The following is a 12,303-nucleotide window of genomic DNA, read 5'->3' on the forward strand; positions in this document are numbered from 1 at the left end:
TATCATAGTACGGTAATTTCATTAATTTTATATATAAATAAATATAAAAGGAAAGTAACTATATAATTACTTTCCTTTTTAAATAATAATTTTATACTTTTCTTTAATTGTTATTTTTCAAGAAACTTTATTAACTCTTCTGATAATTTCTCTGCATCTTCATATCCTTTATTATAAATAGCTTCTAATTTATCTTTATTTCTTTCAAATCTACTAACATCTAGAGGACTACTTGGTCTTATAACGAAACATTTCCCTTCCTGTTCTAATTTATCTAACTTTTCTAATGTATCATTATATATTCTATATCTATTTTCCATAACATCAATAAGAGCTGGATGTTTTTTATATTTTCTCTTAATTATAGACATCATCTTTGTCTTACTCTTTGTATATCCTTTATGTTGCGTTAAAATAACTACATGTTTTTCTATTCCATCATCTATGGCTTTTTGTATTGGTATTGGTGCTGCTATTCCACCATCTAATAATTTTTTATTATCAAACTCAATTATCTTTGCTACTAATGGTAATGAAATAGAAGCTTTTAATGCATCATATCCATCACTAAAATCCTTGATATTATAAAATTCAGGTTTACCAGTTTCACAATTTGTTGCTCCTACTAAAAATTTTACTCCTGAACTCTTAAATTTTTCATAATCAAAAGGTTCTAATTGATTTGGTATAATATCAAAAAGCATATCCATCCCAAAAGCTGATCCAGTCTTAATTAGATTATTAAAGCTTAAATATCTCTTATCATTTACATAATTTATATTTACTCTATAATTTCTTTTATGCTGCTTAGATATGTATGAAACACAATTACATGCTCCTGCTGATACGCCTATACAGTATTTTATATCTATCTCTTTATCTAATAGTAAGTCTAGAACACCTGCAGTATAAACGCCTCTCATTCCCCCACCTTCTAGAATAAGTGATGTACTCTCCATGCTAATTCCTCCAAACTATATAATACTATTCCAATTATTTCCCATTAATTAAAAATTATATCACTTTATCTAAAATAAAAATATATGTTTCTTAATTATTTTAAAATAAAACTAATAGCATATAAAAACTTCATATAGTTTTTCATAATAAAAAGTCTGTTTAACTTTTATAAACAGACTTTTTATTATTACTGATTATATTAAATATATTATGCAGCTTCACTTGAAAATACCTCGTATAAATCTTTTCTTCTTGCTTTAGCTAAAGATTTAACTAAAGCATATGATATAGCACCATCTACGAAGTGATGAATTATAGTTCCTATTATTACTACAACTATAAATTGGTAGAATGAAAAACCAAATGGTATAACTATAAGCCCTTCTAATATCCCATGAATAGGCGCTGTTATAGCAATAGACTTTTTGAAATTTTTATCCTTATTTACTATTAACGCACCTACAAAACCTACTATTATATGCATAGATGCCCTTGCTGCAACCACTAATGGAGTTGTTATAAAAAAACCTAATGCCGATCCTAATCCTACAAATATTGCTACTGATGGTGATATTAGCATTGCTAAAAACATAGGTACATGTGATGCAATTGTAGCTGTAAATGGACCTATTGTTATTTTTAAAAATCCAAATTGTGTTGGAATTATAATTGCAATTGCAGTTAGAACTGCTGCAAAGACCATTTTCCTAATTTTTTCTCTGCTGTCCATATAAAATCCCCCTTAATACTAGTGTATATACACTAGTATAGTATCTTTAATTTTATTTGTAAATATTTTTTATTCTTATAACTTATAAATAAATTTTTATTTTATTAATTTACAAACTTATAAAATAAAAAAACTCATTAAACAATTTAATGAGTTTTTTTATTTATATCTTTATATTTTTTAATTGATTTTTTTCCTGTATCTATACTTATATTTACAGGATAAAATATTCCATCATATACTTTATTTACTCTCTTTCGAGATAAAATGTATATTATAATAAATGGACTTATTATAATTAATATATTTTTTGTAATTCCCATATTCCACTTAGGAATAAAGAAGTACACTATCATAACCAAATATATATGAAAAACATATATATTCATAGTTGCTTTTCCTATATTTGAATAGAACTTTTCTTTTTTGGGTACTAAATTTATTACACATATACTAAATATTATAGCAGACATATAAAAAAATATTCTAAATAAAGTTCCCTTAAATAAAGATATTTCAAGAGCACTATAAGAATAAGAATTATATAAAAACTTATAATCTATTAAATTACTCTTTACAATATAAACTGCAAGTACTAAAAATATTGATATTCCAACAATAAAAAATCCCTTATTAAATGTTTTAATCTTTTCTAAATGCTCTTCTTTTGTATAGTATCCCATTAAGAAAAATGGTAAAAATACTATTGTTCTAGAAAAAGATAAAACACTTCCTACACTTGGTATTAATCCTACTAAAATTCCTATTATAAAACTAACTAGTAAAATATGTTTAAATTTAATTATATATTTTAAAGTTATTCTCCAAAAAAATAGACTTAATAAATACCAAAGAGTCCAGCCTGGATATAAAACAGAAAACATAGCCTTTTTTGTGCCTATATACACAGCTAAATACCAAATCATATTAAATATTATATAAGGTATTAGTAAATTTCTAATTGACTTTCTCTTCATTCTATAAAAATTCTTAGAAAAATATCCTGATATAAAAATGAAAAGTGGCATATGAAAGATATATATAAAAATATATATACTCATCAATATATCATTGTCTTTTATGTAATACTCTATCACATGACCAAAGACTACAAAAAATATTAATATAACTTTTAAATTATCTAATAGATAATTTCTTTCTTTTATTTTCTCCATACATCTTCTATAAAATCTAAAATTACTTTAGATTCTTTTTCTCCCTTATTAATTACTAATGATATAATATCAGAGTGATGCTTTCCTTTTAATATTTTTAGCTTTCCATTTCCATTTAGACTATTTATTTTATTAATAAAACTAATAGAGTTATCTATATCTATTAATGGGTCTTTATCTCCATGTAAACATAAAACTGGTATATCAATATTCTCATTTAATAAATTTATTGGATTACTTTCACTAAAATCAATTTCTTTTCCAGCATAATTTTCGATTAATCTTATAGAATGTTTTGAAATACACTTTTCAAAATCAAGAACACCAGCTAATGTAATCATACCTTTAAAAATACTCTTATCTATTCCAAACTCTAATTGTTTTTTAGAATTAAAAACTAGATTTGTTGCAAGCTCTCCACCTGCTGAAAATCCTACAACTATAAATTTTCTACTTTCTAAATTTTCTTCACTAGATAAATAACATTTTATAGATTTAAATATATCATTTATTTGTATTGGGTATTTATATAATGGAACTAGTCTATAGGCTGGAAGAATTACTGTATAACCTAAATCATTAAAAAATTTCCCTATACAGCTAGAGGTTTTAGGACTTCCATGCCACCATCCTCCTCCATGTATAAAAAATATTATAGGCTTATCCCTATCTCCGTTATAAATTCTATAATATTGTTTTATATTTTCCCCATACTTTAAATTCTTAAAATTATTTTTTCTGCTTTTTAAATTTCCAATTAAAATCTTATACATAACAGGAATCATTTCAATTTTTTCTTCTATTCTATAGTTCCTCATCTTTTTTCTCCTAAATTAAAATATTTCTTCTATTATATATTATAAAATTTTGTATATATTGCATAGTCTATTTTCTAGTCTAATATATTTATTAATATATTTTAAACTATTAATTTTTATGAGAGGTACTTTATGTTTGATTATCACTCTTTTATTCCACTATTACTTTCACTAATGGCTGGAATGTCAACAGTTATTGGAGCTTTTATTGTATTTTTCTCTAAAGGTGAAAGCAAAAAACTTATTACATTTGCTTTAGCATTTTCTGCTGGAGTAATGATCACTGTTTCTTTTACAGATTTATTTATGTCCGCTGAAGAAACCCTTAGTAAATCTAATGGCAAACTTAACGGAGTTATTTTTTCAATAATTTTCTTATTATCTGGTGCATTTATAGCAATGTTAATAGATAAGTTCATTCCTGATGAACCAAGGCCTTCTCCTTCAGCACCCTCTGGAAAATTATATAGAGTGGGCTTTGTTTCAATGATAGCTTTAATGATACATAACTTTCCAGAAGGTATTGCAACATTTGTTTCTGGATATGAAAATACTACTCTTGGAATATCAATAGCTTTAGCTATAGCTCTTCACAATATTCCTGAAGGAATATCTGTTGCTATGCCAATATACTACTCTACTAAAAGCAAATATAAAGCATTTAAATATACTCTTTTTTCAGGGCTTGCAGAGCCAATAGGTGCTTTATTAGCTTTTTTATTTTTAAGACCATATATAAATGAGATAATACTAGCTATAATATTTGCTATGGTTTCAGGTATAATGCTTTATATTTCTTTTGCAGAACTTATCCCATCCTCAAGGCAATATGGGTATAACAAAATATATATTTTTTCAATATTTTTAGGAATATGTATAATCCCACTAAGTCATATTTATGTTCATTAAAAAATGACTGTATCTAATAAGATACAGTCATTTTTTTAGTCTGCCCCATCTTCAACCATAAGATATCCAATAGGTGGTTCGTTATTTAATAATCCTATTATATAAATTGTATAAAACTTTCCATTTCTAAGTGTTTTTTGACTTATATATTTAGCAAGACCATATATAGCGGCAAAACTTAATTTAAAATCATATATAGCTGGAGATAGAGTGTAATAACCAGTAGTTTCTAGATATTCTACATTTTCAAAAAGGGCTATGTCATTAGGCAAAGATAATGTTAACAATGGTGAATTAGGTGATAAATGAATAAACCTTAAAAAGCAATTTGTTAAACTTGCAGGCATATTTGCATCATTTAAGACAAATATATTAATATTTCCCCCTAAAGTTGTTATATTAATTGTTAAACTAGTATCAGGTAAAATATCTATATCACTTGTAAATAGCGGCATATCATAAGTGCCTGATATATATATTTGAACTTTATAATTTCCAGGTGCTATATTTTCATAACATGATATATCTGAAAAAGATAATTTTTTTCCTAATAGGATTCCACTTAAATACAAGTCTACAGCTGGTCCAGAAGGAATTGCATGTAAGAACCTTACTTTACTTTGTAAATTAGGTAAGTTCTGACGAAACAACAAATTTATTCACCTCCATCTTTCCTACAATTTTCTAAAGTCAATTTAATTATTTTTTTAACTAATAAACTACTAATTGAATAAGGAATTCTATATATTTTTAATGTTCCTAGTATAAAACCATGCTCTCCTTCTATTTTCTTGAATATTTTATTTACTTCTTTTTCCTTAACATCTCTAGAAATACTATCATGGTCATCCCCTAAATTTAATTGCCTTAATACTTCCATATGAGGTGGCTCTATTATATTATCCCTGTCACTAGTATTTTGTTTATTTTCTTCATTTACATTTGTATAACTTTTCATATATTTACTTGAATTATAAGTATAATCTATATTTTGATTACTATTAATCATATCACCTGATAAATTATACATATCGCCATAACCCATACTTATTTCACTAATAGTACCACTTGAGCTTCCTTTACCTGTTACCATTCCTCCTGGAGTCATTCCTATGCTTCCTAGACTTATTCCTATTCCTCTCGGAGGCATTCCTGTGCTTCCTGGACTTGTTCCCATTCCACTTGGAGGCATTCCTGTGCTTCCTGGACTTGTTCCCATTCCACTTGGAGGCATTCCTGTGCTTCCTGGACTTATTCCCATTCCACTTGGAGGCATTCCTGTGCTTCCTGGACTTGTTCCCATTCCACTTGGAGCCATTCCTGCGCCTCCTGTGCTTGTTCCCATTCCACTTGGAGCCATTCCTGGACTTCCTGGACTTGTTCCCATTCCACTTGGAGGCATATTCTTTAAATTTTTATTACAACTAATATCCTTATTATATGAATATAATTCTCCTGACTCTGTTTCTGATGGATAATTTAAATTAAAATTACTTTGATTATTATAATTATTATTTCCAGGAGTATTTTGTGGTGTAACATTGCTCATACTATTAAATGAATTTCTTGATAACATAGTGTTGGACATATATCCATCAATACTACCTTGTAAGTCATTTTGATTATAACTACTTTCTGACATATTATTTAAAGTATTGTTGAGATTATTATTTCTTCCATTCATGTTATTTGAAGTATTATTTGTATAATAAGTATTAAGTCCATCTTCATCTGTGTAGCTATATTTAATATTTGGTGTATACTCAATAGTTTTTAAAAGATTGTCGTCAATGTTTCCATTAGCCATAGGAGTTGCAAATCCTAACATAAAATTATTTGTCATGCCACCTATATTTGGTGAAGTCATATTTACTATAGGAAACCAATTAGAATCCTTATCTAAAAAAGGTTCTTTTATATTTAAAGGCATAAATTTTAAATCATCATCATCTTGCTGTCTGTTTAAATTATTATAATACATATATTTCCTCCAAAAAATATTTCATTATAAGTATATGTTTTATATTTATATATGTTACCTAATATAAGATTATAACCATCTAGTTTTTTACTTTAATATCACCATACCTCAGTCAAATGAATAGAATATATGGGAGGTAATGCTATGTGTAATTCAACAAATAATTCTTTAAGAGATTTATTTATAGGTCTTGATGAAAAAGTTCCTATATTAGATAAAAATAAAATAATACCAATAAATTTTGATAATGCTGCTACAACTCCTGTTTTTAAAAGTGTTATAAATAAAATAACTGAAGCATGTACATTATATGGTTCTATAGGTAGAGGTCTTGGACAGAAATCAGAGTATTCAACAAAACAATATTGTCAGTGTAGAGATTATATACTAGAATTTTTAAATGCTCCAAAAGATAAGTACACTGTAATATTCGTAAACAATACTACCGAAGGGATTAATAGACTCTCAAATATATTAATAGAAAATAGAAATGATGTAATTATAACTACAAGAATGGAGCATCACTCTAATGACCTCCCATGGAGAGGAAAATGTAATTTAAAATATATAGAAGTCGATAATTATGGTAGATTAAAACTAGATGAGTTACAATACTTACTAGAAAAATATAATGGATTAGTAAAATATGTGACAATCACTGCTGCTTCAAATGTAACAGGATATGTTAATGACTTATCCTATATTTCAAAACTTGTTCATAGTTATAATGCTAAATTGATAGTTGATGCTGCACAAATAGTAGCTCATAAAAGATTAATATCTCCGGAAATTCTAAAGATGAGTCAATAGATTTTTTAGTATTCTCTGCCCATAAAATGTATGCACCATTTGGAAGTGGTGCAATAGTTGGACTTAAGGAAACTTTTGAAAGACTAGATACAGACTTAAAAGGTGGTGGAACTGTTGACTCTGTATTAGATGACTCAGAAATCTTATTATCTACTCCAGAAAAGAATGAAGCTGGGAGTCCTAATTTTTTTGGCGCCATTGCATTGGTTCAAGCAATGAAAGAATTGGAAAACATTAGATTTGAGGATATTGAAGATAATGAAAGATTGTTATTAAAAAGAACCTTAAATGGATTAAACTCTATAAAAGGAGTTGTAACTTATGGAGATAGTCAATATATATCAGATAGATTAGGTATAGTAATCTTTAATATAGAAGGAATGTATAATGCTGAAGTTGCAAAACTCTTAGCAAACCTTAGAGCTATTGCAGTAAGGCAAGGTGCCTTTTGTGCACATCCTTATGTAAAAAGACTATTAAAATTAAGTGATTTAGAAGCAACTAGGCATTTAGTTGATCCAAATTGTAAAATGCCAGGTATGGTAAGAGCTAGCTTCGGATTATATAATTCAGTAAAAGAAGTGGATATATTTTTAAATACAGTAGATTTAATTACTAGATTAAAAATTTAAAATAAATAAAAGAGTTAAGTGTTAATAAATAACCAAATGTTAATTATAAAATATCCAATAATATTTTCTTTCACTTAACTCTTTCTTCTTTAATTTATCCTTTTCTTGCTATTAAGAATTTAATTTTTATTCCTTGATTACTAAACATTCTTTCATGTTCTGTTTGAACATTTCCTATAAAATCACTTTTATGTAAATCGTAAGTAATATATTCAATATTAAATCCAGCCTCTTTAAAGTATTCTATAGATTCATCAAACAATTCATCATCGTCTGTTTTAAAATAAATTTCTCCATCTTCAACTAAAAACTTCTTGTAATTTTCTAGTTGTCTAGTATGCGTAAGTCGTCTTTTTTTATGTCTTTCCTTTGGCCATGGATTACAAAAATTTATGTATATTCTATCTATTGTATCTTCTGCAATCAGCATATCACTAATTAAAGCTATTTCTTGTGCCATTAACTTTAAATTATTTATTTCTATATTTTTATCTTTATATGCCTCTTCTATATTTCTTTTCGCTAACACTAGTACTTCATCTTTAATATCAATAGCCATATAGTTTATATCTTCATTTTCTGATCCATGTACAGCTATAAAAGTACCTTTACCACATCCTAGTTCTAAATATATAGGATTATCATTGCTAAATAAGCCATTCCACTTTCCTTTATACTCACTTGGATTTATTACAAAAAAATCACAACTTTCTAATTCTGGTCTAGCCCATGTTTTTTTCCTTAATCTCATGTAATTCACTCCATTTATTATAATTCATAACTATTATACAGATTTATAGAAATTCTATCAAACTATATTTTTAAATTTATAAGATTATATATATTAATACCTAATTCTAATGCTTATTATTTCTTAGTAACCTTAACTTTAATTATGTCTGCTGAATGATATTTTCCTACTTCATCTTTATATGAATCTAAATTTATACTTGATTTTTCCGAGTCATCTTCCTTAAATTTAACTAACCCAACTAATGTAACTTCCTCACCTAAGTTTTTACCTATTTTAGTTAATTCTGATTTTGAGTCAAAATCTATACTTTTCTCATAGATTTTAGTCATTTTATACTCTGGATTTTTTTCATCTGTTGTCTTTTCCTTATCTACTTCTGCAATTGAGTATATAGATCTATCTGCTTCGCCATCATTAGCCTTAGCTGTATTCATTATTATATTAACTAGTGAATTTTTATCTATAGTATCTGTAGTATATTTAATAAGCTCCTTTGTTTCTATTAATTGTCCATTTTCATATCTTTCAATATAGAAATCTATATCATATTGCGAATCTTTTGGTAATAACATTGATGCTACAGTACTTTTATCTTTCCCATAATCAGTAGACTCTAATAGTAATTGTACTACTCCTTGAGTTTGTTGATTTACTATTTTAACATCTCCTTCAGGTAGATTTGTACTAGGTGCAGTACATCCTACTAGCCCTGCTGTTAAAGCTAAAGCTGCTAAAAGTACAGATATTTTCTTTATTTTCATATGCTTATCTCTCCTCTTGCAATTGAATATTTTAATTATATCATATGTAAATTTCTTATATATAATTTTTGTAAAATCTATGTAAATAATCATCTATAAACATCAGCTGATAGAGCTTCAAGCTTATCATAATTTAAAATAATATAAAAATCTTCTTTTTTGCAAATTATTTTTTTATCACATAATTTATTTAATGTTCTTGATAAGTGCCTATAGCTTGTACCTAAAAGTTCTGAAATTATAGTTAGTGTTTCATCAAACCTAAAAGCTTTACTTTCTTTATTAATCCCTATAGAAATAATATAACTTGCTACTCTATTTTCTAAAGGATAAAGCAAATTAATAGTTGAGTTTTTAGATGATTTCTTTAATTTTTTCCCTAAAGAATTACATAAAAAGTTCAACAGATTTATATCTTTATTATAATTATTTCTTAGAAACCTTATTGGTATTCCTATACAAACACAAGGATCCAGAGCTTCAACATTACAACTAGATATATCATTTGTTATTAATTCTAAATCTCCTAATGTATCTAGTTCTTTATAAAAGTCTAGTAGAAGTAATTTCCCACTCTTAAGCGTCATATAAACTTTAGCTTTTCCTTCAACAAAGAACATTAGATGAGTAATCTCCTCCCCCTCTTTGAATATTAACTCTCTTTTATCAAAGAGAAGAATCTCTGAGTTTTCTTTTATATAATCATTAAACAAATTACCTATATTATGAGTACATATATATTTATCTAATAAGCTTAAATCTTTTACTTTATTCATATAAACTCCTTAAATAATCAAATTAATTATATATTATATCTTAATTATGACATATGTCCTAATAAAAATTAATTCATTTATGATAAATTAATCTAAAAAGCTTAGGGGGAAAATAGTATGTATAATTTTCTATCTTTATTTACTGGAGTACTAATAACTATAATGATTAGCTTTAATGGTATTTTATCAAGTTATATTGGTAATTACACCTCCACTCTAATTATTCATATTGTTGGGTTTATCATATTAACTTTAGTCTTACTTTTTAAAAAATATAAAATTGAATTATCTAAAAACATTCCAATTATTTTATATAGTGCTGGAGTTATAGGAGTATTTACAGTTTTATTTAATACTATAAGCTTTAGTGCTTTAGGAGCATCTTTAACTATTTCACTAGGTTTGCTTGGGCAGACTGTTTCATCACTTGTTATAGATAATTTTGGACTAATGAAAATGCAAAAAATAGAATTTCAAAGAAAAAAGATATTTGGAGTTTCTATTATTATACTTGGAATAGTCATTATGGCTGTTTTATAAAAGGAGGATTTATGTTTTATTTTTATATTTTATTAGCAATTCTTGCTGGAGTTTCAGTAGTTATATCAAGAATATTTAACTCTAGAATAGCAGAGGAAATAGGAACATTTCAGGGCACTTTCATAAATTATTTAACTGGTTTAATTACATCATTCTTATTTTTCATACTAACTAGAGATTATATAAATATTGGAACTTCATCTTTTTCATCAGTTCCATTCTATGCATACTTAGGCGGTGCTATTGGAATATTAGTAGTTTTATTATCTAACTATACAACTCCCAAGGTATCATCCTTTTCTTTATCTCTATTAGTATTCATTGGTCAACTTTCTATAGGAATTCTAATAGATTACTTTTCTTATAGTACAGTTTCTATAGGCAAACTAATTGGTGGTTTATTAATTTTATTTGGCTTATCCTATAATATGATTCTAGATAAAAATATTGAAGATGCAAATAAAATAGAAAAGGTTTAGTACATCTTGTACTAAACCTTTTTGTTATTTATATATTAGTTTTGTCCGAAATATCTGTCTAATAATCCCTTGAATGCTTGACCATGTCTAGCTTCATCTTTACACATTTCATGAACTGTATCATGAACTGCATCTAAGTTTAATTGTTTAGCTAATGTTGCTAAATCTTTCTTTCCTTGGCAAGCTCCGTGTTCTGCATTTACTCTTGCTTGTAAGTTAGCCTTTGTATCTGCTACTACTACTTCTCCAATTAATTCTGCAAATTTAGCTGCATGTTCTGCTTCTTCAAATGCTATTCTCTTATATGCTTCTGCTACTTCTGGGAATCCTTCTCTATCAGCTTGTCTTGACATTGCTAAGTACATTCCTACTTCTGTACATTCTCCTACAAAGTTAGCTTGTAATCCTTCCATTACTCTTGGATCTACATCTTTTGCTACTCCAACTCTGTGCTCATCTGCCCATGCTAAGTCTCCTGATTGTTCTACGAACTTATCTGCTCCAACCTTACATACTGGACATTGTGCTGGTGCCATATCCCCTTCATGAACGTATCCACATACTGTACAAACAAATTTCTTCATAATTTAAACTCCTCCTAAATTCCACATTATTTATATATTTAATTTTATATAAACTTTATTTGATGCTTTTATTATATAATAATTATTATTAGTTGTAAATAGTTTTTTATAATTTTATAAATAATTTTTATAACTTTATAATAAAAAAGTGGACATATGTAAGTTTACTTATTCCGTCGCTCCGCTCCAAGTTAACGCAAACTTACATATGTCCACGTACAAACTGAAGGTAAGGAAAGTATAAAATAAACCTACTTTTCCACATTGAATTACTAAAAGCATTATATAATCACATTTTCAAAACTTTAAACTGTTATACTTTCCTAGATATTTAAAAATGAGAATCTACTTTTATAAATTCTCATCTCATATTAATCTAATTATATATTATTAA

Annotated in this window: 13 protein-coding genes and 1 pseudogene; 4 read left to right on the forward strand and 10 right to left on the reverse strand. The window is 26.7% G+C overall.

Going from position 1 to position 12,303, the window contains the following annotated elements; all coding sequences use genetic code 11:
- Window positions 1–110 precede the first annotated feature (110 nt).
- The 4 genes from ACH36K_RS16510 to ACH36K_RS16525 all read right to left on the reverse strand — a co-directional run bounded on the left by ACH36K_RS16510 (window position 111) and on the right by ACH36K_RS16525 (window position 3,683).
- Entirely contained in the window at window positions 111–959 is an 849-nt protein-coding gene (locus ACH36K_RS16510) for a patatin family protein (RefSeq protein ID WP_411168687.1), read from the reverse strand.
- 209 nt (window positions 960–1,168) lie between these two features.
- Complete coding sequence (locus ACH36K_RS16515) at window positions 1,169–1,690, reverse strand: ECF transporter S component (protein ID WP_411168688.1); 522 nt, start codon at window positions 1,688–1,690, stop codon at window positions 1,169–1,171.
- A 146-nt stretch (window positions 1,691–1,836) separates the two neighbouring features.
- Window positions 1,837–2,865 carry an acyltransferase family protein gene (locus ACH36K_RS16520; RefSeq protein WP_411168689.1) on the reverse strand — a complete coding sequence of 343 codons (1,029 nt, stop codon included), beginning with the start codon at window positions 2,863–2,865 and terminating at the stop codon, window positions 1,837–1,839.
- The gene (locus ACH36K_RS16525; protein ID WP_411168690.1) at window positions 2,853–3,683 is read right to left on the reverse strand and encodes an alpha/beta hydrolase; all 831 of its coding nucleotides are present in this window, start codon (window positions 3,681–3,683) and stop codon (window positions 2,853–2,855) included. The genes ACH36K_RS16520 and ACH36K_RS16525 overlap by 13 nt, the downstream gene beginning before the upstream one ends.
- Window positions 3,684–3,815: 132 nt before the next feature.
- Between ACH36K_RS16525 and zupT the strand changes: the two genes are divergently transcribed.
- Window positions 3,816–4,592, forward strand: coding sequence for a zinc transporter ZupT (gene zupT / locus ACH36K_RS16530; RefSeq protein ID WP_411168691.1), 777 nt, complete (start codon window positions 3,816–3,818; stop codon window positions 4,590–4,592).
- A gap of 35 nt (window positions 4,593–4,627) precedes the next feature.
- Here the strand turns inward: zupT and ACH36K_RS16535 are convergent, their stop codons facing one another.
- The gene (locus ACH36K_RS16535; RefSeq protein WP_411168692.1) at window positions 4,628–5,245 is read right to left on the reverse strand and encodes a DUF4397 domain-containing protein; all 618 of its coding nucleotides are present in this window, start codon (window positions 5,243–5,245) and stop codon (window positions 4,628–4,630) included.
- Between the two features lie 2 nt (window positions 5,246–5,247).
- On the reverse strand, window positions 5,248–6,573 hold the full coding sequence (locus ACH36K_RS16540; protein WP_411168693.1) for a hypothetical protein: 1,326 nt from the start codon (window positions 6,571–6,573) through the stop codon (window positions 5,248–5,250).
- A 144-nt stretch (window positions 6,574–6,717) separates the two neighbouring features.
- Here ACH36K_RS16540 and ACH36K_RS16545 point away from each other — a divergent pair.
- Window positions 6,718–8,015 (forward strand): annotated as a pseudogene (locus tag ACH36K_RS16545) (aminotransferase class V-fold PLP-dependent enzyme).
- 94 nt (window positions 8,016–8,109) lie between these two features.
- On the opposite strand, the gene trmB reads toward ACH36K_RS16545, so the two are convergent.
- The 3 genes from trmB to ACH36K_RS16560 form a co-directional block, all read right to left on the reverse strand.
- Window positions 8,110–8,766 carry a tRNA (guanosine(46)-N7)-methyltransferase TrmB gene (trmB, locus tag ACH36K_RS16550; RefSeq protein ID WP_411168694.1) on the reverse strand — a complete coding sequence of 219 codons (657 nt, stop codon included), beginning with the start codon at window positions 8,764–8,766 and terminating at the stop codon, window positions 8,110–8,112.
- Window positions 8,767–8,882: 116 nt separating this feature from the next.
- Entirely contained in the window at window positions 8,883–9,530 is a 648-nt protein-coding gene (locus ACH36K_RS16555; RefSeq protein ID WP_411168695.1) for a hypothetical protein, read from the reverse strand.
- A gap of 89 nt (window positions 9,531–9,619) precedes the next feature.
- Window positions 9,620–10,306: a cyclic nucleotide-binding domain-containing protein gene (locus ACH36K_RS16560; RefSeq protein WP_411168696.1), complete on the reverse strand. Its 687-nt coding sequence runs from the start codon at window positions 10,304–10,306 to the stop codon at window positions 9,620–9,622.
- A 117-nt stretch (window positions 10,307–10,423) separates the two neighbouring features.
- Here ACH36K_RS16560 and ACH36K_RS16565 point away from each other — a divergent pair, with 117 nt between their 5' ends.
- Window positions 10,424–10,846, forward strand: coding sequence for a DMT family transporter (locus ACH36K_RS16565; protein WP_411168697.1), 423 nt, complete (start codon window positions 10,424–10,426; stop codon window positions 10,844–10,846).
- An 11-nt stretch (window positions 10,847–10,857) separates the two neighbouring features.
- Window positions 10,858–11,325 (forward strand): DMT family transporter, encoded by a 468-nt coding sequence (locus tag ACH36K_RS16570; RefSeq protein WP_411168698.1) that lies wholly within the window; start codon window positions 10,858–10,860, stop codon window positions 11,323–11,325.
- Between the two features lie 35 nt (window positions 11,326–11,360).
- On the opposite strand, the gene ACH36K_RS16575 is transcribed toward ACH36K_RS16570, so the two are convergent.
- Window positions 11,361–11,909, reverse strand: a complete 549-nt coding sequence (locus ACH36K_RS16575; protein ID WP_411168699.1) for an NADH peroxidase — start codon at window positions 11,907–11,909, stop codon at window positions 11,361–11,363.
- Between the last annotated feature and the right edge of the window lie 394 nt (window positions 11,910–12,303).

Source organism: Clostridium sp. MB05 (assembly GCF_046581255.1).
Taxonomy (GTDB): Bacteria; Bacillota; Clostridia; order Clostridiales; family Clostridiaceae; genus Clostridium.